The sequence below is a fragment of the Pedobacter jaeyakensis genome (assembly GCF_054461315.1).
In genome coordinates, this window is the sequence record NZ_CM136921.1 from 1,251,280 (window position 1) to 1,277,395 (window position 26,116).

At 43.1% G+C, this 26,116-nt stretch carries 20 protein-coding genes; 10 read left to right on the forward strand and 10 right to left on the reverse strand.

Annotated elements, in window-relative coordinates; translation table 11 throughout:
- The first annotated feature begins 107 nt into the window (after positions 1–107).
- The 5 genes from ACXZ1K_RS05675 to ACXZ1K_RS05695 are packed head-to-tail and all read left to right on the forward strand — an operon-like array spanning position 108 to position 7,775.
- Positions 108–1,793 carry a DUF5060 domain-containing protein gene (locus ACXZ1K_RS05675; protein WP_458972415.1) on the forward strand — a complete coding sequence of 562 codons (1,686 nt, stop codon included), beginning with the start codon at positions 108–110 and terminating at the stop codon, positions 1,791–1,793.
- 2 nt (positions 1,794–1,795) lie between these two features.
- A complete protein-coding gene (locus ACXZ1K_RS05680) occupies positions 1,796–3,187 on the forward strand; it encodes a glycoside hydrolase family 30 protein (protein WP_458972416.1) in 1,392 nt (463 codons plus the stop codon).
- A gap of 10 nt (positions 3,188–3,197) precedes the next feature.
- Positions 3,198–4,763 carry a carboxylesterase/lipase family protein gene (locus tag ACXZ1K_RS05685; protein WP_458972417.1) on the forward strand — a complete coding sequence of 522 codons (1,566 nt, stop codon included), beginning with the start codon at positions 3,198–3,200 and terminating at the stop codon, positions 4,761–4,763.
- A 6-nt stretch (positions 4,764–4,769) separates the two neighbouring features.
- Positions 4,770–6,596, forward strand: a complete 1,827-nt coding sequence (locus tag ACXZ1K_RS05690; RefSeq protein WP_458972418.1) for a sodium:solute symporter family protein — start codon at positions 4,770–4,772, stop codon at positions 6,594–6,596.
- Between the two features lie 15 nt (positions 6,597–6,611).
- Complete coding sequence (locus ACXZ1K_RS05695) at positions 6,612–7,775, forward strand: glycoside hydrolase family 130 protein (RefSeq protein WP_458972419.1); 1,164 nt, start codon at positions 6,612–6,614, stop codon at positions 7,773–7,775.
- 7 nt (positions 7,776–7,782) lie between these two features.
- Here the strand turns inward: ACXZ1K_RS05695 and ACXZ1K_RS05700 are convergent, their stop codons facing one another.
- On the reverse strand, positions 7,783–8,658 hold the full coding sequence (locus ACXZ1K_RS05700) for an AraC family transcriptional regulator (RefSeq protein WP_458972420.1): 876 nt from the start codon (positions 8,656–8,658) through the stop codon (positions 7,783–7,785).
- A gap of 85 nt (positions 8,659–8,743) precedes the next feature.
- Here ACXZ1K_RS05700 and ACXZ1K_RS05705 point away from each other — a divergent pair, with 85 nt between their 5' ends.
- The gene (locus tag ACXZ1K_RS05705) at positions 8,744–9,946 is read left to right on the forward strand and encodes an AGE family epimerase/isomerase (RefSeq protein WP_458972421.1); all 1,203 of its coding nucleotides are present in this window, start codon (positions 8,744–8,746) and stop codon (positions 9,944–9,946) included.
- Between the two features lie 87 nt (positions 9,947–10,033).
- Entirely contained in the window at positions 10,034–10,936 is a 903-nt protein-coding gene (locus ACXZ1K_RS05710) for a nucleotidyltransferase family protein (protein WP_458972422.1), read from the forward strand.
- 51 nt (positions 10,937–10,987) lie between these two features.
- Here the strand turns inward: ACXZ1K_RS05710 and dxs are convergent, their stop codons facing one another.
- The gene (dxs, locus tag ACXZ1K_RS05715; RefSeq protein ID WP_458972423.1) at positions 10,988–12,916 is read right to left on the reverse strand and encodes a 1-deoxy-D-xylulose-5-phosphate synthase; all 1,929 of its coding nucleotides are present in this window, start codon (positions 12,914–12,916) and stop codon (positions 10,988–10,990) included.
- Positions 12,917–13,009: 93 nt separating this feature from the next.
- Here dxs and ACXZ1K_RS05720 point away from each other — a divergent pair, with 93 nt between their 5' ends.
- Both ACXZ1K_RS05720 and ACXZ1K_RS05725 read left to right on the forward strand, forming a co-directional pair.
- Positions 13,010–14,281 carry a serine hydroxymethyltransferase gene (locus ACXZ1K_RS05720; protein ID WP_458972424.1) on the forward strand — a complete coding sequence of 424 codons (1,272 nt, stop codon included), beginning with the start codon at positions 13,010–13,012 and terminating at the stop codon, positions 14,279–14,281.
- A gap of 24 nt (positions 14,282–14,305) precedes the next feature.
- Positions 14,306–17,071, forward strand: a complete 2,766-nt coding sequence (locus tag ACXZ1K_RS05725) for a PAS domain S-box protein (RefSeq protein WP_458972425.1) — start codon at positions 14,306–14,308, stop codon at positions 17,069–17,071.
- A 100-nt stretch (positions 17,072–17,171) separates the two neighbouring features.
- On the opposite strand, the gene ACXZ1K_RS05730 is transcribed toward ACXZ1K_RS05725, so the two are convergent.
- The 7 genes from ACXZ1K_RS05730 to ACXZ1K_RS05760 all read right to left on the reverse strand — a co-directional run bounded on the left by ACXZ1K_RS05730 (position 17,172) and on the right by ACXZ1K_RS05760 (position 24,631).
- Positions 17,172–18,545 carry a hypothetical protein gene (locus tag ACXZ1K_RS05730; protein WP_458972426.1) on the reverse strand — a complete coding sequence of 458 codons (1,374 nt, stop codon included), beginning with the start codon at positions 18,543–18,545 and terminating at the stop codon, positions 17,172–17,174.
- Between the two features lie 17 nt (positions 18,546–18,562).
- Positions 18,563–19,261, reverse strand: a complete 699-nt coding sequence (locus tag ACXZ1K_RS05735; RefSeq protein WP_458972427.1) for a ComF family protein — start codon at positions 19,259–19,261, stop codon at positions 18,563–18,565.
- Positions 19,262–19,321: 60 nt separating this feature from the next.
- Entirely contained in the window at positions 19,322–20,398 is a 1,077-nt protein-coding gene (rlmN, locus tag ACXZ1K_RS05740) for a 23S rRNA (adenine(2503)-C(2))-methyltransferase RlmN (RefSeq protein ID WP_458972428.1), read from the reverse strand.
- A 25-nt stretch (positions 20,399–20,423) separates the two neighbouring features.
- A complete protein-coding gene (rluF, locus tag ACXZ1K_RS05745; protein ID WP_458972429.1) occupies positions 20,424–21,515 on the reverse strand; it encodes a 23S rRNA pseudouridine(2604) synthase RluF in 1,092 nt (363 codons plus the stop codon).
- A gap of 82 nt (positions 21,516–21,597) precedes the next feature.
- Positions 21,598–22,098, reverse strand: coding sequence for a DinB family protein (locus tag ACXZ1K_RS05750; RefSeq protein WP_458972430.1), 501 nt, complete (start codon positions 22,096–22,098; stop codon positions 21,598–21,600).
- Positions 22,099–22,309: 211 nt separating this feature from the next.
- Positions 22,310–23,467, reverse strand: a complete 1,158-nt coding sequence (locus ACXZ1K_RS05755) for a zinc-dependent alcohol dehydrogenase (protein WP_458972431.1) — start codon at positions 23,465–23,467, stop codon at positions 22,310–22,312.
- Between the two features lie 78 nt (positions 23,468–23,545).
- On the reverse strand, positions 23,546–24,631 hold the full coding sequence (locus tag ACXZ1K_RS05760; protein WP_458972432.1) for an acyltransferase family protein: 1,086 nt from the start codon (positions 24,629–24,631) through the stop codon (positions 23,546–23,548).
- 79 nt (positions 24,632–24,710) lie between these two features.
- Between ACXZ1K_RS05760 and ACXZ1K_RS05765 the strand changes: the two genes are divergently transcribed.
- The gene (locus ACXZ1K_RS05765; RefSeq protein WP_458972433.1) at positions 24,711–25,067 is read left to right on the forward strand and encodes a DUF4180 domain-containing protein; all 357 of its coding nucleotides are present in this window, start codon (positions 24,711–24,713) and stop codon (positions 25,065–25,067) included.
- Positions 25,068–25,072: 5 nt separating this feature from the next.
- Here the strand turns inward: ACXZ1K_RS05765 and moeB are convergent, their stop codons facing one another.
- Positions 25,073–26,116 (reverse strand): molybdopterin-synthase adenylyltransferase MoeB, encoded by a 1,044-nt coding sequence (moeB, locus tag ACXZ1K_RS05770; protein ID WP_458972434.1) that lies wholly within the window; start codon positions 26,114–26,116, stop codon positions 25,073–25,075.

The following is a 26,116-nucleotide window of genomic DNA, read 5'->3' on the forward strand; positions in this document are numbered from 1 at the left end:
AATCAATTGTTAAAATACTACTACTCTTCAAGGTACATTCGCCCTATCTTCGTTATGATCAATTATAAACTACAGTAACCTGTTTTAGGTTATGCATAACCGAACGAATGAAACCAATTTTTAACCTGGCGATTGCCCTGATTTTTATTATAGTTGCCCAGCCTTTATTTGCGCAAAATAAAGTTGTTGGTTATAAAAGTACCAGCAAAATCATTAAACAATACGAACTGGCAGAATGGGATATTGCCATTGAGGCAGCATTTAAGAACCCTTACCTGCAGGAAGAAGTTGCACTTTCGATGCTGATCAAATCCCCATCAGGAAAGCAACTGATACTGCCATGTTATTATGAAAGTAATGCTCTTGCTAAAGTGTCCAATTGGAAGTCGCGCTTTTTGCCACAGGAGCAGGGAAAGTACACGTATACCTTTGAACTAAAAGTGGGCGAAAAAAATACTTTTTCTACAAAGCAAGGTGTCTTTAGGGCATTGGCTTCCACAGGAAAGGGAATTCTGCATGCCAATGACGACTGGAGTTTTAAATACGACAATGGAACCGTTTTTCGGGGAATAGGAGAGAATTTGGCATGGGAATCACGTGCGGACGACGATTCTAAATTCTTTAAAGCCCTACACGAAAAAGACAAATACAATTACGAGTACATGCTGCCTTCACTTGCTAAACATGGAGGTAATTATTTCCGTACCTGGATTTCTTCATGGAACCTGCCACTGGATTGGAAAGGTGGTTTTAACAGCAAAAGATATACCCCATCTGATGAATATTTTAATCCGAGTGCGATCAGGAAAATGGACCGTCTGATAAACTTGTCTGATTCATTAGGACTGGTTATGATGCTGACACTGGGTGAGGGTACCCATGATGAAAAGAATGGCAGGTATTCAACGACTACTGCAGATTTCTTTGTGAATGAAAAGGCCAAAGCCCAATACCGCAACCGGCTTCGGTTTATTGTAGCGCGCTGGGGTTATAGCGGGGCAATTGGTGCCTGGGAGTTTTTTAATGAGATTGATAACGTGCAATTTAGAAATGCCAGCAATCCCATCAACCCAGCACATATTGTGCAGTGGCATGACGAGATGAGTACCTATTTAAAAAGCATAGATCCTTATCAACATTTGGTGACCACCAGTATTTCTCACCGCGACTTAGCGGGTTTAAATGATCTGAAGAACATAGATTTCAATCAAAAACACATTTACAAGAACAATAGGGTCTTGCCCACTACCATTGTAAAATATGCGGAGGAATTTAAAAAGCCCTACGTTATTGGGGAGTATGGCTATGAGTACGATTGGTCTAAGAATTTCAATCTTTTTGCCGATGAAATGGACAGTGATTTCAAAAGAGGATTGTGGTACGGTCTGTTCTCGCCCACACCGATCTTGCCGCTATCCTGGTGGTGGGAGTTTTTTGACGACCGCGGCACAGACGCCTACATCAGAAATGTAAGCACGATTTCCAAAGAGATGCTAAAGGCAGGGAAAGGATTATTCAGCAAACTTGACGTATCAACCGAAACATCAGGGATTGAAGTATACGCTGTAAAACGTGGAACACATCGATTTATTTACGTGTACAACCCTGGCAGGTTGGCCGTTAGCCCTGTGTTGACATTACCTGGCAAAACCGCTGTTCCAGTCAAAAAAATACAACAATACGATTGTGAAACTGGCAAATATTTGACTGCAACTCCTGCATTAATCAACGACAAAGGGCAACTTGCCAATTTTACACTTGCGCCTAATACAGACACCGTGTTTATTTTATAAGGATGAAAAAGATTAATCATTATCTATTGGCCACCTTTGCATTTGCTATGCTAAGCAAGTCGGCAAACGCGCAACAAGTTTCATCCTGGATCACGAATCAGCAGGAAACTCAAAAGCTTGCCAAACAGGTAGTCCAAAATTTTGAAACGGGCGAGGCAGGAAATATACCGACGATTGGTATAGATGCCGGGCAGACTTTCCAGTCCATCGACGGTTTTGGCTTTGCGTTAACGGGCGGTAGCGCGCAACACATCATCAGGATGACGGCCCCGGAACGTAAGAAACTATTGAATGAACTGTTTGGGAAAAATGAAGAAGACATCGCCATTAGCTACTTGAGGTTGAGTATTGGTGCCTCTGATTTAAACGACCGGGTTTTCTCTTATAACGATTTGAAAGCGGGAGAAACTGATGTAAACCTAAACCAATTTGACCTGGAGCAGGATAAGCTGGATGTGATTCCTGTACTTAAGGAGATTTTGGCCATAAATCCAAACATTACCATCATGGCCTCACCTTGGTCGGCCCCCACCTGGATGAAAACCAACAACAACATCCAGGGAGGAAAGTTAAAACCGGAATACTATCCGGTTTATGCCAAATATTTTCTAAAGTATATCCAGGCGATGAAAAAGCAGGGTATCAATATTGCGGCCATTACCATTCAGAATGAGCCTTTTAATGATGGCAATACCCCAAGTATGCAGATGTTTGCGAAGGAGCAGCTGCGCTTTATCAAGAACAATTTGGGTCCGGTATTGAAAGCTGCGGGCATTAAGACCAAGATCATTTTATACGACCACAACTGTGATGCGCCGGAATACCCAATCTCGATATTGAATGACCCTGAAGCCGCTAAATACATCGACGGGTCAGGCTTTCATTTGTATGCCGGTCAGACCACTGCGATGAGTAAAGTGCACGATGCCTTCCCGAGCAAAAACCTCTATTTCACAGAAATGATGGCGGTGAGCAGGAATGGATTTAACGTTTCCAATCCGGTAGACCGGATTTTGATCGGCGCAACGCGGAACTGGAGCAAGAATGTCATCCTCTGGAACCTGGCGGCCAACGCTAAATATGAGCCCCATACAGATAATGGAGGCTGTCCGATTTGCCAGGGTGCTGTTACCATAGAAGGAGATCAGGTTACCCGTAATACCGCTTATTATGTTGTTGCGCATGCTGCAAAATATGCAGTACCGGGTTCGGTTAGAATTGCCAGTAATAACCTGGATGCCCTCAGCAATGTGGCATTTAAGAGACCAGATGGTAAAATCGTATTAATTGTGGCCAATAAAACTGCCGCAGATCATGAGTTCGCCATTGCTGCTAATGGCAAGACTTTGAAAACAAAGCTGACTGCCGGGGCAGTAGGTACTTATGTTTGGTAATTAAAGAGATATGAAAAGTAGAAAATGTATTACCCTAATGCTATGTTTATTGTTTGCCATCCAGGCATCTGCACAGACAAATGGAGGGCCTAAAGTTACCGTTAAGAATGGCGTGCTGGAAGGACTGACAGCCGGATCCGTAGATCAGTTTTTTGGAATCCCTTACGCTCAGCCGCCTGTTAACGAACTGCGGTGGCAAAACCCACTGCCTGCCAAAAACTGGTCGGGCGTGCGCAAGGCCACCACCTTTGGTCCAAGGGCAATGCAAAAATTTATTTATACAGACATGATTTTCCGATCGCCAAAAGTGAGTGAAGACTGTCTTTACCTTAATGTATGGCGTCCATCCTCCAAAATCACCAAGAAACTCCCCGTGCTGGTTTACTTTCATGGAGGAGGCTTCTCGGCTGGAGACGGATCTGAGTTGAGGTACGATGGCGCAGATATGGCCTCAAAAGGAATAATTGTAGTCACGGTAAACTACCGCATGGGTATATTTGGGTTCTTTGCCCATCCGGAAATTAGTAAATTTGCGGCATCACAGGCCTCAGGCGATTATGGACTCTTGGATCAGGTCGCTTCACTAAGGTGGGTGAAAGAAAACATTGCCGCATTTGGCGGAGATCCCGAGCAGGTGACGATCGGCGGGCAATCGGCCGGATCTATTTCCGTAAGCTTGTTGATGGCTTCGCCACTGGCAAAAGGACTGTTTAATCGCGCGATAGGGCAAAGCGGGTCTATTTTAGGAATCAATAAACCCATAGCACTGAAGCAGGCAGAAGCACTGGGTGTTCAATTTTTGAGCGATGCAAAGCTGCCTACCGTGGCTGATCTCAAAAAAATGCCAGCGGAAGAACTGTTGGAACTATCCCGCAAGCCTGGCGCAGTATATTTTCCTGTAATTGTAGATGGTTATTTTTTACCAGAACAACCCGTGAATATTTATACCAAGGGATTGCAAGCTGATGTGCCCTTACTTGCAGGCTGGACCTCGGCAGAAGTAAATTACCACTCGGTTTTGGGTAATGAAGCGCCGACGGTGGACAATTACATTAAGGCACTGGATAAAATATATGGCGATAAGGCGGCAGAGGCAAAACGCGCTTATGCCGTGACCAGGGATGAAGATGTAATTCCGGTGGCGACTGAATTGGCCGGTGATAGGTTTCTTGGTTTTAGCACCTGGAAATGGATAGACCTTCATGGCAAAACAAACGGATATCCTGTGTTCCGGTACTTGTATAAAAAAGTGCTTCCGGCAGTAAAAGGCAAGGAAGATCAATACCAAAAACCAGTTGGTGCGCCACACTCTGCAGACATTGCTTACGCTATGGGAAACCTGGGCAAAGACCAGGTATACGCATATGGTGCGGATGATTATAAAGCTTCGGCAGCGATGGAAGCCTATTTTATCAATTTTATTAAAACAGGCGACCCCAATGGTCCAGGTTTATCAAAATGGTCTGGACTCCAAAGCAGCATCCCTCAAGTCATGTACCTGGATACCGAAAGCAAACAGGGAGGTGAACAATATCAGCGGCGCTATCAGTTTATGGATCAGCTTTACTACAAATAAACAGCGATGAAGCTTCAATTGATTGATGTGCTGATCCTGGTCTTTTACCTGGTGATGATGGTCCTTATTGGCTGGTATTACCGCAACAAGGCAAAGGAAAACAAGGAAAGCTACATGATGGGCGGTAAAAAGCTGCCCTGGTTTATGCTCGGACTGAGTGATGCATCAGATATGTTTGACATCAGCGGAACCATGTGGATGGTGTCGCTATGTTTCGTTTACGGTTTAAAAAGCATTTGGATACCATGGCTTTGGCCAGTTTTTAACCAGGTGTTTAATATGATGTTTTTAGCCAAATGGCTAAGGCGTTCTAATGCAGATACCGGTGCGGAATGGCTGGCTACCAGGTTTGGCCTTAAGGGCAGGGGTGTGAAAGCATCGCATAACATTACCGTGGTTTTTGCACTTATCGGCTGCCTGGGTTTTTTGGCTTATGGTTTTGTAGGCCTGGGTAAATTTGTTGAAATTTTTATTCCCTGGCATTTGGTACAGGCTTATGTGCCTTTCCAGGTAGCGCCGCAATATGTGCCGCATTTTTATGGACTGGTTTTTACGCTCTTTGCAACCTTTTACTCTATACTGGGCGGGATGCATAGTATTGTGCTGGGTGATGTAATTAAATATGCTATAATGACGGTAGGTTGTGTGGCCATCGGCTACATTGCATTTACACATCTAAGCGCACAACGATTGAATGTACCGCAGGGTTGGGACAGTCCTTTCTTTGGCTGGAATTTGAACCTGGACTGGTCGGCCATTATTCCCGATGCAGGGAAGAAGATTACGGATGATGGATACAACCTGTTCGGCATTTTCTTTATGATGATGCTTTTTAAAGGGGTGTTTGCCAGTCTCGCGGGCCCTGCACCGAATTACGACATGCAAAAAGTCTTGTCGACACAATCGCCAAAAGACGCTTCGAAAATGACAGGCTTTGTATCGATTATTTTATTGCCCATTCGTTATACGATGGTGATCGGACTAACCGTGTTGGCTTTGCTCTATTATCGGCAACTTGACCTGGCTACGCCAAACGGAACTGATTTTGAAAAGATACTTCCTGCTGCAATCAATTCCTTTCTGCCTGTCGGTATTCTGGGTATCGTGCTTACCGGTTTGATGGGCGCTTTTATGGGTACCTTTTCCGGAACGTTAAATGCCGCCCAGGCTTACATTGTTAACGACATATACCTGAAATATATTAGTCCGCAAGCCAGTACCAAACAGATCATGACGATGAATTACCTTACTGGGGTGGTAGTGGTTTCGGTGGGCGTACTATTGGGTTTCTATGCTAAGGACGTGAACAGCATCCTGCAATGGATCGTATCAGGGCTTTACGGGGGCTACATTGCAGCCAATATGTTGAAATGGTATTGGTGGCGCTTCAATGCCAATGGCTTTTTCTGGGGCATGGTTACGGGTATTGCAGGGGCACTGGTGTTCTCGCATTTCTTTAGCGGGATACAGTTCCTGTATTATTTCCCGCTGCTGTTTTTAATTTCCATCAGCGGCTGCCTTATTGGTACCTATACAGCCCCGGCGACAGATACCGAGGTACTCAAATCCTTTTACAAAACAGTTAGGCCATGGGGTTTCTGGAAACCCATACATCATCTGGTGCTGGACGAGCAGGCAAGTTTTAAAGGAAACGACAGGTTTAAGCTGGATATGTTTAATGTAATCATTGGCGTTATTGCCCAATTGTGCTTAACAGCTTTACCTATGTTCCTTATCCTGTGGATGAAAGTGCCGCTCATCATCACCCTGGGTACCATTGCCATTATAGCCATGATCCTGAAAAGAACCTGGTGGAACAAATTAGAGAATTAAAATACAATACACAATATGGATTTTGCAACGCGATTAACACATATAAAAACACAATACGAGGAAACCATTGCTAAAGAAAATTCAGTGGAATTGATAGGTAATGGTATCTATAAACGATTTAGAAACCCTGTGCTCAGCAGCGCCCACATTCCATATTTTTGGAAGTATGACCTGAACCCGGTTACCAATCCGTTTTTAATGGAGCGGATAGGGATAAATGCGGTATTTAATGCTGGGGCGATTAAGTTTCAGGACAAGTATTTGCTAATGGCGAGGGTAGAGGGTAACGACCGGAAGTCGTTCTTTGCCATTGCTGAGAGCGCAAATGGGATAGATGGATTTAGATTTTGGGACAAACCAGCTATTGTACCCCATTTTGAAGGAGAGACCAATTTGTACGACATGCGTTTGGTGCAACACGAAGACGGTTGGGTGTATGGTATATTCTGTACGGAGAGTCGGGATCCCGGAGTGCCAGAGGCAGACCAATCATCAGCTGTAGCCCAATGTGGCATCATCAGAAGTAAAGACTTGCTGGATTGGGAAAGGCTTGCGGACTTTAAAACGCCATCAGCCCAGCAGCGTAATGTAGTACTTCACCCTGAATTTGTGGATGGTAAATATGCCTTTTATACCCGCCCGCAGGATGGGTTTATTGAAGCAGGTAAAGGCGGGGGTATAGGTTTCGGCTTGTCAGACGCAATCAATCCGGCGATTGTAGCGTTAGAAACAGTGATTGATAAGCGAATTTACCATACCATTTACGAAGCTAAGAATGGTCTGGGACCTGCGCCAATTAAAACAGAAAAGGGCTGGCTGCACATGGCACATGGCGTGCGAAATACAGCTGCAGGATTGCGTTATGTGCTGTACCTGTTTATGACCAGTCTGGACGATTTGACCAAAGTGATTCATAAACCATCTGGTTATTTTCTGGCACCAGAAGGAGAGGAACGGGTAGGAGACGTTTCTAACGTGGTATTCTGCAATGGCTGGATTGCTGATGAAGATGGAAAAGTTTTCATCTATTACGCTTCGTCGGATACGCGCATGCACCTGGCACTATCTACTGTTGAGCAATTGCTGGACTATGTGATCAATACTCCCGAAGATGGGTTGAATTCTTCTTCTTCTGTAAGGGAGATTTGCAGACTGGTTGATGCAAATGAGGGATTGTAAAAGTTAACTACACAAAGACCCTTTTGCCCAGGTAATTTTCCCTGAATTCTTTTGGCGTACAGCCTTTCTTGCTTTTAAAGGTGCGGTTAAAGTTGGCCATGTTGTTAAAGCCGCATTTATAGGCAATTTCGGCCACGGAATGAGTGGTGTCTATCAGCATTCTGGACACGTGGCCAAGGCGAATCTCGTTGAGGCTGTCGATAAAAGTATAGCCCGTTCGTTGTTTGATAAAGCGACTGAAAGAAGCATCGGGCATCCCTGCAATTTTAGCTACTTCCGTTAAAGTAATGGCTACACTAAAATGGGCGTTCATGTAGTCGAACACCTTTTCAATCCTACGGCTATTGTAATTGTATTCTTCTTTGGTGAAGGTTGGGTCAGAAAGCATTTTGCTGTTCCTGGAGATAGATAGGTCGTGCAATATCGACATCAGTTCCAGTATGGAAGCGAATCCGCTTTGCGTAGCTAAACTGATTAATCTTGGCGCCATCCGGCTGGTCGTATCCTGCGAAAAAAGCAAACCTCTTTTGGCACTTTCAAACATGTTCCTGATGTTCGACAATTGATTTCTTTTTAAGAATTTTTCATCAAAAAGGTCTTTATGAAACTGAAGGGTTACTTCCTTGATGTCCTTGCTTTTGCAATGGTGGTTAAACCATCCATGTGAAAGGTTAGAGCCTACTAAAACCAGTTCTATTTCTTCTATTTCAGCGATGTGATCGCCCACAATGCGTTGCGCGCCGGCACCGTTAATGATCAGGTTGAGCTCCATTTCTTCGTGGTTATGCAATGGGAAATCGAACTCCTTTTTGTCTCTGGAAAATATCGTGAAACAATCGCTTTGCGTTAAGGGCGTAATTTCACGGATCAGTTGTTTTGGCATCTTTACTTGGTTATGACCGCAATTTAGTTAAAATAGTATTATGATGTTTTTACCGGGTATTATAGATTTGAAGAAAATTTGAATCATGTCTGAATCCACTACGCCAAGATATCTCGAAGCATTAAGAAATGAATTTGCAGCAGCGTTGGATGACATACTGAATTATTGGAAAAAAAATACCATTGATAACCTGGATGGAGGTTTTATTGGAAGGATAGACGATCGTGAAGTAAAGGTGGAAGATGCAGAGAAAGGCGCTGTGCTCAACGCAAGAATTTTGTGGACATTTTCTGCTGCTTTTAATTACGCTTCGGATCAGCAATGGCTCGAATTAGCAGATAGATGTTTTCTATATTTCAAGACTTACTTTATAGATAAGGAATTTGGAGGGGTATATTGGTCGCTAACATGCGAGGGAAAACCTGCGAATAGCAAGAAGCAAAGCTATGCGTTGTCGTTCGCTATTTACGGCCTAACCGAATACTTCATGGCCAGTAAGGATGGAGAAGCTTTGTTGCTGGCAAAGCAGTTGTATAAAGATCTGGAGGATCATGCACGCGATCGGCAAAAGGGCGGTTACCTGGAAGCATTTACCAGGGATTGGCAGGATTTGGAGGACCTCCGCTTAAGCGAGAAAGACGCCAATGAGCGGAAAACCATGAATACCCACCTGCATATTTTGGAGGCCTACACCAACCTATATCGCGTATGGCCCGATGCCGCGTTAAAAGTTGCGATAACAGACATTATATCCCTTTTTACGGATAAGATGATCAGCTCGGAAGGGCATCTGGGTCTGTTCTTTGATGACGATTGGATTCTCAAATCATCGGCAATATCCTACGGTCATGACATTGAGGCGGCATGGTTAATCCAGGAAGCTGCATCGGTCATCAATGATCAGCTTGTTCTGGGGCAATCTAAATACCTTGCTATTGGAATTGCAGCAGCCACGGCTGCCGGTCTGGATGCAGACGGAGGATTAAATTATGAGTACAACCCAGTGACCGGGCAGCACAATTCTGAAAAACACTGGTGGGTACAGGCTGAAGCCATGGTGGGTTTAGTTAATGCCTGGGAGGTTTCTGGTCAGCAAGTTTTCTTTGATCAGTTTAATTCGATATGGCAATTTACAAAATTGAATATAGTGGATCAGAAAAACGGTGAGTGGTTTTGGGGGGTACACGCCGACCATGCGCTAATGGCAGGCGAAGATAAAGCAGGATTCTGGAAATGCCCTTATCACAACAGCAGGGCTTGTATAGAGTTGATTAAACGACTGGTATAAAGCGCTTTTTTGTTGCTTATAACTATTTTTATTGCGGGAAACCCATATATTTAGCACATAAAATAAAAAACCTGTAAAATGTCTGAAATGAAGCCCTCTTTAGTAATCTTAGCAGCCGGAATGGCAAGCCGATATGGCGGAAATAAACAAACTGAATCTTTTGGTCCCTCGGGAGAAACCATTATGGAGTATTCCATTTACGATGCCATCAAAGCGGGCTTCGGAAAGGTCATCTTCATCATCAGAGAAGAATTTGCAGAATCTTTTAAAGCTGCAATCGAGCCTAAATTAAATGGGAAAATTGAGCTGGACTATGTATACCAGAGCTTGGATAAATTTAGCGGCGGTCGCGAAATACCAGCAGATAGAGCAAAGCCATTTGGTACGCAGCATGCGCTATTGTGTACTAAAGAAGCCCTTGATGCTCCTTTTGCTGTGATTAATGCGGATGATTTCTACGGTTTTGAAGCATTTCAACTGGCCTATGAATTCCTGACTACAGCAGCAGAAGATGGTAAGTATGCAAGTTTAGGATATGAACTAAGAAATACATTGAGTGACAACGGTTCTGTAACCCGTGGTGAGATCAGCGTAGATGGATCAGGTAACATTACCGGTATCATAGAGAGAAAAGAAATTTTCAAGCAGGACGGTAAAGCCATCACCAAAGAAGGAGACGCCGAAAAGGAATTGCCTTTGGATACCAAGGTAAGTATGAACTTTTTCTGCTTTACACCGGCATTTGTTAACTGGAGTGAAGGAGAATACTATAAATTTCTTGATGCCAACTTAAACAAAGATCTTAAAGCAGAATTCCTGATCCCTGAGGTTGCTGATACTTTGATCAACTCCGGGAACGGTGTGGTGAAAATGATCCCAACTAAAGCGAAATGGTTTGGTGTAACTTTTAAAGAAGATGCTCCTGTAGTAAAAGCACAATTGCAAAAGTTAACTGAAGAAGGCGTTTACCCAGCAAATTTGTGGGCATAGTTAAATATATTCAGGCCATGCGGATGAAGATCCGCGTGGCCCATTTTCTGCTTAAGAAGCCATAGTTTTTGTTGTCCTGCTTACCGCAGTTTTGCGTACCGCATTGATGATCGCGTTTGTATCGTAGTTACACAATGCCCAAAGCTCTGCCTGTTCCCCATGTTCTATAAACTCATCCGGAATTCCTAATCTGTTTACCTGATTGGAATAGCTGTTGTTGGCCATGAATTCCAGTACTGCACTGCCCATACCACCTTGTAAACAGCCGTCTTCAACAGTAACTATAGTTTTATAACGTTTACATACATCGTGTAATAAGGCTTCATCCAATGGCTTTACAAAACGAAGGTCGTAATGTGCGGGATGTATTCCTTCGCTGTTCAGCTCTTTACAAGCTTCCACAGCAAAATTACCCACATTACCAATGGTTAAAATTGCGACATCTTCACCATCACATATTTTACGGCCCTTACCCACTTCTATAGCTTTGAAAGGACGCTTCCAGTCGGTCATAACGCCATTTCCTCTTGGATAACGTATCACGAAAGGCCCCATGTTTTCCTGCTGGGCAGTATACATCAGGTTGCGCAGTTCCTCCTCATTCATTGGGGCAGAAATGGTCATTTGGGGGATGCAGCGCATAAAGGCAAGATCATATGCCCCGTGGTGCGTAGCGCCATCAGAACCTGCTAAGCCGGCGCGGTCCAAACAAAATACCACGTTTAAGTTTTGTATGGCAACGTCATGAATCACCTGGTCGTACGCCCTTTGCATAAAACTTGAGTAGATGTTGCAAAAAGGAACAAGCCCCTGTGTAGCCAAACCTGCAGAAAATGTAACGGCATGCTGTTCTGCAATACCCACATCAAAAGCACGCTCAGGCATGGCTTTCATCATGATGTTCATAGACGATCCTGAAGGCATGGCAGGAGTGATTCCTACAATTTTTTTATTTTCTTCGGCAAGTTCAACGAGGGTATGACCAAACACATCCTGATATTTAGGTGGCTGCGGTTTATCAATTACCGGTTTCTTGATTTCGCCTGTAATCTTATCAAAGAGACCTGGCGCATGCCATTTGGTTTGATCCTTTTCAGCAAGAGCGAAGCCTTTGCCTTTAACGGTTACACAATGCAAAAGCTTTGGTCCGGGAATGTCTTTAAGTTCTCTTATAATTTGAGCCAAACGTACCACATCATGGCCATCTACCGGTCCGAAATACCTGAAATTAAGCGCTTCAAACAAATTGCTTTGTTTTAGCAGGGTGCCCTTTATGCTTTTTTCAATCTTCTTAACAAATTTATGTGCATTAGGTCCAAGCTCTGAAAGTTTGATCAATACACTTGAGATATCGTCTCTGAACCGATTGTAAGATTTGGAGATCGTGATACTGGTGAGGTATTCTTTAAGCGCGCCCACATTAGGGTCGATGGACATACAGTTGTCGTTCAGGATCACCAGCAGGTTAGAATCTTCAATACCGGCATGATTCAGCCCTTCAAACGCGAGTCCGGCCGTCATGGCACCATCGCCAATTACTGCAACATGCTGACGGTCTGTTTCACCTTTATAATGAGAAGCTACCGCCATACCCAGGGCTGCCGAAATGGAAGTAGAAGAGTGGCCTACGCCAAAAGTGTCGTACTCACTTTCACTGATCTTTGGAAACCCACTGATGCCATTGAGGATACGGTTGGTATGGAAACGCGACTTGCGACCGGTTAAGATTTTATGACCATAGGCCTGATGACCTACATCCCAAACCAGCTTGTCGTAAGGGGTATTTAAAACATAATGTAAAGCTACAGTAAGTTCAACTACACCTAAACTTGCACCGAAATGTCCGCCGTTCACACTTACCACATCAATAATGTACTGTCGGAGTTCCTGACTAATTTGTTCCAGATCCTGTTCCGTGTACTGCTTAAGATCAGCAGGGTAATTGATGTTTGGTAAAAATGGACCGTTGGTGTCTTCCATGCAGCATTTATCGAATAGAACCACAAAGTAAGGTATTTTGTTGTCAAATTAAGAAGGAAAATCATTAATTTTACAAAAATATACTTTGAATAAATGACTAGAGATACTACAATTTTTGAATTGATTGACAGAGAATTGGAACGCCAGGAAAACGGGCTGGAACTGATTGCTTCAGAAAATTTTGTAAGCAAGCAGGTAATGGAAGCAGCCGGCTCTTGTTTAACCAACAAATATGCTGAAGGGCTTCCGGGCAAACGGTATTATGGTGGCTGCCAGGTGGTAGACGAAATAGAAACCATTGCTATTGAACGTGCTAAGAAGCTTTTTGGTGCAGAGTGGGTAAACGTACAACCGCATTCTGGGGCACAGGCAAACGCAGCAGTGATGCTTGCAGTTATCCAGCCTGGTGATAAGATCCTTGGCTTTGATCTTTCTCATGGAGGTCACCTCACTCATGGTTCTCCAGTTAATTTTTCTGGTAAATTGTACCACCCTTTATTCTATGGTGTAAAAAAAGAGGATGGCTTAATTGACTACGCCAAACTGGAAGAAATTGCGCTTGCAGAAAAACCAAAACTCATTATCTGTGGTGCATCTGCCTATTCAAGAGAGTGGGATTACGCCTTCATCAGAAGGGTTGCAGATCAAATCGGAGCATTGGTGATGGCAGATATTTCACATCCTGCGGGAATGATTGCAAGAGGATTACTGGTCAACCCGCTTCCTCATTGTCATATCGTTACCACAACTACTCACAAAACCTTACGTGGCCCTCGCGGTGGCATGATCATGATGGGTAAGGATTTCGAAAACCCGTTTGGATTGAAAACTCCTAAAGGAGAAATCAGAATGATGTCGTCCGTATTGGATATGGCCGTATTCCCGGGCACACAAGGTGGACCTCTAGAGCATGTTATTGCTGCAAAGGCTATTGCTTTTGGCGAAGCGTTAAGTGATGAGTACCTGACCTATATCACCCAAGTTAAAGCAAATGCGCAGGCGATGGGCAAGGCTTTTGTGGCCAAAGGTTATGGGATCATTTCTGGCGGTACTGATAACCACTTAATGCTTATTGATCTTAGAAACAAGAACATTACAGGTAAGGTTGCTGAACAAGCACTGGAAAAGGCAGATATTACGGTGAACAAAAACATGGTTCCATTTGATGACAAATCTCCATTTGTTACTTCAGGGATCCGTGTTGGTACCGCAGCAATTACTACCAGAGGCTTTAAAGAAGCTGAAATGCAACAAATTGTTGACCTGATAGATCAGGTAATCACCAATCCAGAAGACGAACAAAATTTAAAACAGGTAAAAGAGCAGGTAATCGCGTTAGTTAGCAAGTTCCCTTTATATAAATAAGATAAGCTTGATAAGAAGCATTTAATGTCATCAAAAAGCAGCAATAATCCCTCAGCCAGTGAAGATGACCGCGTAAACGCATTGCGGCAGTATGGTATATTGGATACCCCCCAGGAGGAGGCATTCGACAACATTACCAAACTGGCCACGTTGATTTGTAATGTACCTATCGCGCTGATCTCACTGGTTGATGAAGATCGTCTTTTTGTTAAATCCGTTGTTGGCGTAAAAACAACCTATGAGGCCAGAGATGTATCTTTTAGTTATCATACCATACTGGGAGATGACCTGTTAGAAGTAAAGGATACGCTGCTCGACGAGCGATTTGCCAAACACTTGAGGGTATTGAATGCGCCATTTGTACGGTATTATGCAGGTGCACCGCTTATCGATAAGGATGGATTTAAATTGGGTGTGATCGGTGTATTTGATACCAAGCCCAATGCGCTTTCTCCTGAACAAAAAGAAGGGTTAAGTATACTTGCCAGGGAAATCATTACCCATCTTTCTTTAAAGAAGCAGAGTGTAGACCTGGTTGCAAAAAGCAGCCGCTTTGAGGAATTGCTTAACCTGTCTACAGTTTCTCCCGAGATTCATTGCATTCTGGATCACAAAGGCACGATTTTATTCATAAATGATGCCGTAACCAGTATTTTAGAATATACAGCAGCAGAAGCCACAGGCTTAAGCATGTGGGGTTTTTGCTATGAAGAAGATCAGGGCCGCTTGCTGCACACGATAGAGCAAGGACTGAAGAACAAGGTAAAAAGTTTCAATATTGATTTCAGGATAGTTAGTAAAACCGGTGTTATTCGTTGGTTAAGCTGGAATATGGTTGTAAAAAACCAACGTTGGTACACTTATGGCCGTGACATTACCGAAAGCAAAAGGGTAGAAAATGAACTCATGAGGCTTTCTTTTGTAGCCAGTAAGGTAAACAATGCCGTGGTCATCAATGATGCCAATAACCATGTGACCTGGGTAAACGATGCCTTTGAAAAGATAACCGGCTTTACGCTGGAAGATTTGAAAGGGAAGCGACTGGGGGATCTGATTGTAGGCCCTAAAACCGATTTGGAATTGTTGGCCAAAGCACGTGGCTGGATTAAGGAAAACCGATCATTTACGGTAGACTTACTGGCCTATCGTAAGGACAAACAACCGATTTGGTTGTCTATTTACAACACGGTAGTGCTCAATGATGAAGGGGAAGTGGATATGGAGGTGGAGATCATCATTGATATTACCGATAAGAAAAATGCAGAAGAGGAAGTTCAACTCTTATCGATGGTTGCGAGTCAGACCAATACCGGGGTAAATATTTCAGATAAGAACGGCAATACTACCTGGATCAACAACAGTCTTGAAAAATTAACGGGCTACTCGTTGTCAGAAATTCAGGGAGAGAAATTGGGTAATGTTATTGCCAACAGTGATGGCCAGCGCGAGCTGCTTTCAGCATCCAGGAGTAAGGCAAGAAATAATGAATCCTATGTGATTGAAGTGGAGGCAACTACCAAAGATGGCCGAAGCGTTTGGCTTAACGTGGCAAATACTCCGGTAGTTGATGCAAAAGGTAAGGTAGTTAGACAAATTGACCTCATTACTGACATCACCCAGCGCAAGCAGGTGGAGCGGGAACTGGTAGAATCAAAAGAACAAGCATTACAACTAAGCGAAGCAAAGGAAATGTTCCTTTCCGTGATGAGCCACGAAATCAGGACTCCATTAAACGCCGTGATTGGAATGACGCATTTGCTGCTGGAAAATGACCCTAAAATTTCGCAGATTGACGACCTCAATATCCTCAAATTTTCTGCGGAAAACCTGCTCAATATTATTAACGACATACTTGATTTCACAAAGATTGAAACTGGGCATATGCAGCTGGAAGCCATTCCTACAGACATTAAGGCATTGGCGACAGACATCATTAGTTCTTTGCAAGTCAGCGCTGCTAAGAAGGGCAACATTTTAACCTTGGTAACAAAAGACTTGCCCCAAACTGTAATGGGCGACAAGACGCGGTTATACCAGGTAATCATGAATTTATTGGGTAATGCCATTAAGTTTACGGGCCACGGAGAAGTGAAGCTGAGCATCAATTTGACCAGTCAGAATGAAAAACAAGTAGAACTATTTTTCCAGGTTATTGATAACGGAATTGGTATACCTGACGATAAGCTTTCGTATATATTTGAAACTTTTACGCAGGCTAAGGCGGATATTTCCAGGAAGTATGGAGGCACAGGACTGGGACTTGCCATCACCAAAAAGCTGCTCAAGCTGTATGATTCTGATATTCTGGTTGAAAGTGTGGAGGGGAAAGGGACAACATTTTCTTTCGCCATATTTTTTGATAAAGTAGCCGGGGAAGCCAATGGTTTAGTGCTAACGGATCAATTTGCCAGCTTTGCCGGAAAATCAATATTGGTGGTTGATGATAACGACATCAATATCTTAATAGCCAATCGCATTCTCAGCAAATGGGGTTTTGTGCTGGATTTTGCCAGTAATGGCAAAGAGGCCATTGAAAAGGTGATGAAAAAAGAATTTGATCTCATCTTTATGGACATCAAAATGCCGGGTATAGATGGCTACGAAACAACTGCTATCATCAGGGAATTGTCGGGAGAATATTACAAGCAGGTTCCAATAATTGCTTTGACGGCGTCGACGTTACATGACGAACATATCAAATTTGAGGAGTCGGGGATGGATGGGCATATCTTGAAGCCCTTTAAACCTGATGAGATCAAGAGCGTTATTCAACAGCATCTTTCTAAATAAAAAAGAGCCGATAACCACTTTCGTGAACTATCGACTCCTAAATTAACGCTCTCAAGAACAAAGGAACGGAATATATTGGAATTTCCAAAATAAATTTAAATTATTGTTGCTCGAAACATCCTAGTTCAGAAGGAAAGGTACGTGTTGTACCAATCATGTCTCTAATTAAGAGGGTATTATAATAGGGATCTGCTGTTAAAATAATTCCTTTATTAATTGCCGGACTGCCGGTTTGCAGTTTAAAATTGTTATTTGCAATGTCTACAAACTTAGGGTCTGTGTTGATAAAATTATTTACTGCATAAGTTTGCAATGCTGTTTTGATGATGTTCGCTTTAAAATTAGCGTTGATGTTAAAGGCAGTTTTCTTCTCTACTGCCAGTTCCTCGGTTAACATCCCCCAAATGATGTTGTTGGTTAACTCCAGATTCAAATCTGCAGAACGTCCATTTCCGAGATCAGAAAAATAAAGGGCAGGGGTTCTTCTGGGAAACTCAGTGTTAAACCCGGCAAAGGTATTTTGTTTCAGGTTATAGCTTCCGCCACCCACACCGTATATTAAATACTGTCCGCTATTGTAGAACAGGTTATTCAAGGCGACGATATTAGCCTGATAACCCGCGAGCCCGGCAACCGTCATGTTCTTTACGGTGCTGTTGCTTAGTAATAGTTTAGGTGTACCATCAGCTGTTAAAGAATCTGCTGTTACGCCTATTATGGCATTTTTTATCAAAGCGTAGTTGATTGTAGAGGCCATGCTGCTAGGGTAAAAGCGAATGCCCTGCCACTGGCCCGCCTCATTATCGTAGAAATTTTCCAACCTATCACTTGCAAAAAGCACCTGATTGTTAATGTTGCCCACTGCGTTGAGTGTACCACGTATGTTCATGAGAGAATTGCCATGGAACAGAATTCTAGCACCCGGTGTTATCGTTAGCGTTGCATTTTCGGCAACAGTTACAGACCGGTTAATGATGTATGGTAGCCCGGCGTTCCAGGTGGTATTGGCACTAATGGTTTCCCCGTTAATAAAAACGGCATTTTGTCCGTAAGCAATCAGGGCAATTGATTGTTTATTTCCATTGGTGGTAAAAAGGACTGAATCTTCGACAATGAAAGGTTGGTTAAAGTTATTCGGGTTAATGGTAGCCTTGATAAAGATGCTGATGGAGTCTTTTCCTGAAATCCGTACATTGTCTTTTTCGTTAACAGAAACACCGTTAATGATCAGACTAAAAAAAGAATTGTTCCCACGCCAAAGTCGGATGTTGCTAATGCTAACTGCCTTAGGGTCGGTGTTGTATACTTTGATGCGCCTGTTAACAGACCCCACCGCCGTAAATACAGTATCGAAGAGTACAGTGTCTGTAGAGAAAGATAACTTAACATGCTGATCTGTGGTTACGGCATCCTCCTTTCGGCAGGCGATAAAGGCAAAGATGCTGACAACAAACACACCTAATAATCTACGCATAAACAAACTTAGCCTACTTAGTCGGCAAAAGCAACAGCAGCTATACTTAATTTTATATCCTTTGCTTTTGAGATTTCTATGGCACAGGCTTCTATTGTAGCCCCGGTGGTGATGACATCGTCTACCAGCAAAATGTGCTTACCTTCAATTTCGACAGGCTTTGTGAGTGAAAAGACCGACTTCATGTTTTCATGGCGGGAATACCTGCTCCTTCGGGTTTGTGTAGTGGTTTCCCTCGTTTTAAGCAGTGCCGTGGTGTTTATTGCAATATTCAACTCTGCAGCTATTCCTTTTGCTATGCACTCGCTTTGGTTGTACCCCCTTTTGTGCTGCTTTCGTGGATGCATGGGAACGGGAATAATCAAATCTAATCCCTCAAAATATGGAGAGTTTATTAAGTTAGCTGCTACCATTGTGCCCAGACGTTCACCCAGTAGCATTTGATTCTTATATTTTAAGTGATGGATGAGATTTTGTACCCGGGCTCCTTTTTTAAAATTAAGCAGGGCCATTGCAGCATTAAAATCGATACGTCCCCAAAACTGTTTAGCCACCCGGTTGTTCGGGTCCAAGTGATGATCTGTATAAGAAATATGGTACAGGCACTCCGTGCAAATCAGCGATTCTCCCGTATATAAATGTTTAAGGCAGCCGTAACACAGGTTTGGATAAAGCAATCCAATCAGGTCTTCCAGGATTCTTCTAAAAGTATTCATAGGCAAACCTCACCTGTTTAAAGGAAAAAGTGGTAATTTTTGAAGAAATTTATTTTGAAACTAGTTTTGCACTTCGTGTTCTTGCTGCCCCTGACCTTCTTTAACCGCTAGTTGTCCACACGCTGCATCAATATCCTTGCCTCTGCTGCGTCTGATGTTGGTATTTACGCCCTGACTTTTCAGGTAGTTTGAAAATGCATCTATCTTATCCCCGGCGGCGTTAATAAAGTCGGCAAATTGAATGGGGTTGTATTCTATCAGGTTCACCTTACAGGGAATGTGCTTACAGAACCTGGCCAGCTCCATAGCATCTTGCAATTCATCATTAAAGTCATTAAATACGATGTATTCGTAAGTGACCGGGTTTTTAGTTTTAGAAAAGTAATACTTAAGGGCCTCTTCCAATGCTTTCAGGGAGTTTGCCTCATTGATGGGCATAATCTCATTGCGTTTTTTATCGTTCGCAGCATGTAAGGAAAGTGCCAGATTAAACTTTGCGCCATCATCGCCCAACTTTTTAATCATCTTGGCAATGCCCGCGGTTGAAACTGTTATCCGCTTGTAAGACATGTTTAAGCCGTCTGGCGCGGTAATGCGCTCAATAGATTTCATTACATTGGCATAGTTGAGCAAAGGTTCGCCCATACCCATGTAAACGATATTGGTTAACGGTGCTTTGTAATTCTGTTTTGCCTGCTGATCAATCAACACTACCTGATCGTATATTTCATCGGCATTCAGATTACGCTTGCGATCCATATAGCCAGTTGCGCAGAATTTGCAAGTTAAGCTGCAACCGACCTGGGAGCTCACACAAGCCGTCATCCTGTCGTCCATAGGGATCAATACGCCCTCTACAATGTTTCCGTCATAAAGTCTGAAGGCATTCTTAATGGTATGGTCGTTGCTAAATTGAGAATTGTTCACCTCCACCACATTGATGGCGTAATTTTCGTCCAGCTTGGCTCTTAATTCTTTAGAAAGGTTGCTCATCTCATCAAAGGAACGGGCAGATTTTTCCCAAAGCCATTGATATACTTGTTTGGCCCTGTAGGAAGGTTCCTTCATCGCAACGAAGTGTTGCTGTAGCTGCGGCAAATCCAGCGCACGAATATCTATTTTCTTAGTAGCAGGCATTTACGCGCAAAGATACCAAAAATTATTACCTTTTCGGACTTCTGGTTTTAGCTCCCGGAGTACCAGATCTGCCATTGCCAGGTTTAATAGGCCTCTTGCTTGGACCTCCACTTTTATTCCAGTCGCCCGGATTAGCACTTGCCGATCTGGATCCGCCAGTTGCGGCCCCTCTACCAGCACCGGCTGGTTTGGGTGCCGACTTACCCTTGCCTCCTGCAGGTCTATCCGCCCTGCTTACAGAGGAGGAGCGACCGGCGCCTGGGGCACCTTTTGACGTTTTATAACCTGGAGTTCTGCTTGAAGCACGTTTAGGAGTTACATTCTCCATCAGGTTTTCTTCAAAAACAGCCTTAGGTTTTTTATTTACACGTTTTGGCGCAGCAGATGCTCCTTCAAGGGAACTAGACTTGGCAACCATGTTGTAGATTTCGGTTTGCTCTTCAGGAGTCAACTCTCTCCATTCGCCAACGGGGATGCCTTTCAAACTTACATTCATGATGCGCACACGTTCCAACTTGGTTACTTCAAAACCAAAATGTTCGCACATTCTTCTTATCTGTCTGTTGAGCCCTTGTATCAAAGTGATTTTAAAAGTGAAATTACCCTCCTTAACCACTTTACATTTCTTGGTCATAACGCCCAATACGGGTACACCTTTAGCCATTCCGGTAAGGAAAGATTCTGTAAGCGGCTTATTTACGGTAACTACATATTCTTTTTCGTGGTTGTTACCCGCCCGGAGAATCTTATTTACCAGATCACCATTATTAGTTAAAAAAATAAGACCCTGAGAATCTTTATCTAACCTACCGATAGGGAAAACGCGCTCGCTATGGTTTACATGATCAACGATATTGCTTTTAACTCCAGCCTCAGTGGTGCTGGTAATTCCAACAGGTTTGTTATAGGCGATTAATACGGTATTTTCTGCGGCCTGCGGCTCGATGGTTTGACCATTTACCAAAACAATATCGCCAAAGATTACTTTGTCGCCCACTTTGGCTTTCTTACCGTTAATGTATACATTACCCTGCTCAATGTACCTGTCTGCCGCCCTTCTGGAGCACAGGCCGCTTTCACTAATGTATTTATTTAATCGGATATCAGACTCAGCCATGGTTGGGGTATAAATTGAAATATTTTACAAAGAAATCAATTTATACCCACATATACTACCAAAATCTTTAAAGCGCTGATTGTTAGCCTCCCGTTTCGTCGGCACTTGGTCCGTAACTGCCTGGTATAGGAACATCCAGCAATCTTAAATAAACGCCAAGTTGTGCGCGGTGATGAATAGTTTGGCTGATACTCATTCTAACGATTTCGTTCTTTGACCTGGTGCTGTAGATTTGCGCTCCATTCCTCATTGTCCAGGGTTCGTCCAACACAATCTCATTTTTGTCTACTAATTGCTCACGTGCTTCAATTAAGTTTTTCTCAAAGAATGAAAGAATATCTGCTGTGTTATTAATGATAGGGGCAACATGGCTATTATCACCAAAGTCGAGCTCGTCTGTAGTTAACGCAATGCTTACCCAGCCCGGTAGTTCGGCAACGTGAGTTGCCAATCTCTTAAGTGTCATACTTTTTGGGTGTGGCTGCCATTCAAACTTATCGTTAGGTACGATGGCCAGCATTTTTCGGGTAGTTAATGCTTCTTCTTCCAGCTCTTTTAAAAAGGTTTTGATCCTGTTCATCATGTAATTGTTTTGAACAAAGAAAAGGGGAGCCGGTGACAACCCTATGGCAGTGCAAAATTTAGTAAGAAAATAATAATTTGTTCTGGGTTAGAAGTAGAATAAAAAAGGGTTTAGTCGTGGATTCTTCGGGTTTCGGGTACCGCTATGCGAACAAACCACGACCAAACCCCGAAGAATCCACGACTAAACCCAGCATCGGGCTATTAAAAGTTTAGGGCTTGAGCACTACCTTTACACAATTGTCTTCTTTTTGATCAAAAATCTTGTAAGCATGTGATACCTCGCTAAGTGGAAGGGTGTGGGTAATGATGTCATCCAATACCACTTTTTCTTCTTTAACCAATTGAATCAGCGTATCGATGTGGTTCAATACCGGAGCCTGACCTTGTTTAATGGTCAATCCCTTATCAAAGATGCGGAAGAGTGGAAAATTGTCGTAAGGACTGCCGTATACACCCAATATGGAAACCGTACCACTTCTGCGCACTGCTTCAAAACACATCTCCAGCACTTTAATACTTCCCTTTTCAAAATTGACGGTCGCTTTAACTTTGTCCAGGAATGTGCGTTCTGGCTCAAAACCTACGGCATCTATACAAACATCTGCACCGCGGCCCTGTGTCATTTCCCGGATGGCTTCAATCACATCAACTTTGTGCGGGTTTAGGGTGTCTACATTGTTTACTGCTTTGGCTTTTTCCAGGCGGTAGTCGAGCGGGTCAATTGCAATAACGCGACTTGCCCCATGAAGCCAAGCAGCTTTTTGCGCCATTAGGCCTACAGGACCAGAACCAAATATGGCTACTACTTCTCCGCCTTTAAGCTGTGCCCAGTCAACGCCCGACCAACCAGTAGGGAAGATATCCGTTAAGAAAAGGGCTTGTTCATCGGTAATGTTATCGGGGATGATTCTTGGGCTTACATCTGCGTAAGGCACGCGTACGTATTCAGCTTGTCCGCCAGAATAACCGCCGTAGAGGTCAGTATAACCGAACAAAGCTGCGCCTTTCTGATCCATCATGTCGCCATTTGGCCCATAGTGTTTATAGTTAGAATTCTCGCAGGAAGGAGATGCGCCATGGTTACAAAAAAAGCAATGGCCGCAGGCGATAGGGAATGGCACGATTACGCGGTCGCCCTTTTTCAGGTTTTTAACTTCTGCGCCTACTTCTTCAACTATACCCATAAATTCATGGCCCATTACCATATCGGTGGTTTGCGGAACTGCGCCGCTCAGGATGTGCAAATCCGATCCGCAAATGGCGGTTGAGGTCACTTTTAAAATAATGTCTGTTGCCAGCTCGATGCGTGGATCAGCTACAGTTGTATAACTGATGTCGCCCGGTTTGTGAAATACTGCTGCTTTCATAAAATCTGTTTTAATAGGTTAGGTGTTACCGTCCAACACCCGCTATTGAAAAAGGTTTTTATGATTTTTTAAAATAGGTTAAGTTGCTTTCCTTTTAGTGCTTAAATATCTCCGTAATGGAATATCATACATGATCATCACTAAATAAGCGAAGCCTATTGACAGGATTACAGCGGTAATCACGATTAAGGTTAGTTGTTCGGCGCCCGGTTTATGACTGGTATAATAGTTTCCAAACATCCATAAAAAAGCGTAATGCGTCATATATAAAGGGTAGGAGATTTTGCCGGAAAAAACACAAAGCTTTTTTAAGATTTGTGTTGATGTTGCACCTGCGCCGAGTGCAATCAATAGCGGGAAATAAAACAGGACTATGGCAGGTTCAGTAAGCCAATTCCATTTACTGCCTGGCATGAGGAATGCTAAAGACAGCAAAATGCAGATACCTAAAAAGCCCAATTTGTTTTTGATGATCCAGTTGAAACGGTAAATGGCGAGTCCGGCTACAAAGGAATAAAAGATCCTGGCTCCCCCGTCCCAAAAGCTTTTTCCGTCCCAGCCACCTATTAAATTACCGGCCCGGTAACTAACAAAGCAGAGTATTGCTGCGGCAACCAGTATTAAGGCCAGTAATGCCTTCTTGACAATTCTAAAAAGGACAATGACGTAAATGACATTGGCAACATATTCCCAAAATAAAGACCATGCAGGTGCATTTAAACCAAAATTATTAAAACCACGTTCTTCCATTACGGGATATGGCAGGAGCAAAATGGAGCTCAAAAATATCCAAATGGTTTTGCCGGTAGTATATAATTCCGGATGACCAGCAAAGGGGTCGAGCAGAAACGTAATTAAGCCCAACACGGAGCCAAAAATAATCATCGGGTGTAGTCTGATCAATCTTGATTTAAAAAACTCAAGTACGCCCATTTTACCGATCCGGTCGTCATATGCATAGCCGATCACAAAGCCTGAGAGACAAAAGAAAAAATCTACCGCAAGGAATCCGTGACCGATAAAGTTTTGGCTAGGGTCTGTAAAAACCCATTCCATATAGTGAAAAATAACAACAGCTACTGCGGCTAAACCTCTCAAACCATCGAGAACTTCAAAATGTTGTTTGGATTTTAGTATACTGGGATATAGTTTGGGTTGGTCCATATATTGGTTACAAGCATAGCAATTTAGAGATTCATGCCGACAATTAAAATTCAAAAGCGCTTTATCTTATATTTGAAACATGGAAATTAAAGTGCACGGAGAAGGCGCAGGCAAGGTTGCGGAGTTGATGGCTGAAGGTCAGCAAATTGGCAATGCAGAACAAGGATTGCAAATATTAGTAGATCTTTATTACCAGGATTTTGATAAGGTTATTTTGCATGAATACCATTTTACACCGGATTTCTTTGATCTTAAGACAGGCCTTGCAGGAGAAATTTTACAGAAGTACTCTAATTTTAAAGTGCAGTTGTGTATAATAGGGGATTTCAGTAAATATGAAGGTCAAAGCATTAAGAGTTTTATTTACGAAAGTAACAATGGGAGCCGCGTAAACTTTTTACCAACGGTAGATGATGCGCTTAAAAGGCTTAAATAGTAAGATTACACTTCCATCAGCCCATTTTTAAGGCTATACATGTCCCTCTGAACTAAAGGTCTCAATATGCGGATTGCAATATTACTGCGTTGACCGGTCTGACAGCAGAAGATTAGTTTTTTATGCTGAGGCAATTCGTGTGCGCGGTCTTTTAATTCATGAAGGGGAATGTTGATACCGCCAATATTGTAATCTTCAAACTCGTATTCTTCACGCACATCAATGAGATAGATTTCATCCGGAGATTCCGCTAGAAATTTCTCGAAATCCGTTATGCTGATTTCATTTATTGGGGCATCTGGAACTATTTGGATGTCGTTTTGCTTTGCGCTTTTGCCAATCTTAAAAATATGTATTGAGTTTTTAAGCGCATTGATAGTTAATAGATTGCCCGACAAGGTTTCGCCGATACCACAAATAACCTTGATGGCTTCGTTCGCCATATAGCTGCCAATTATGCCAGGCAGCACGCCCAAAACTCCAATCTCACCACAATTGGGTACTTCGTCAGCTGGCGGCGCTTCAGGGAAAATATCCCTGTAATCGGGCCCACCCTGATGGCTGAGTACGGAAACATGACCTTCAAACTTGAATATTGAGCCAAATATGAGTGTCTTTTTTAAAGATACACAGGTATCGTTCACTAAATAACGTGTTTGAAAATTGTCAGACCCATCTATTACCAGGTCATATTTTCTGCAAATATCTTGCGCATTTATTGCGGTGAATCTCACGGGATACGCGGTGATTAAAGTATGCGGGTTGACGAGTTCAAGCTTCTCTTTGGCTACCACCGCCTTCAATGCACCGATGTCATTTGTGTTATATAAAATCTGACGATGTAAGTTGCTCATATCCACAACATCGCCATCCACAATACCGACCTGGCCAACTCCGGCTGCGACAAGATATTGCAATACTGGGCAGCCTAATCCACCTGCGCCAATCATCAGTACTCTGGCATTCTTTAGTTTTTCCTGCCCCTTCATCCCAATTTCTGGCATGATGATCTGCCTATTGTACCGTTTCAGTTCTTCGTCTTTAAACAT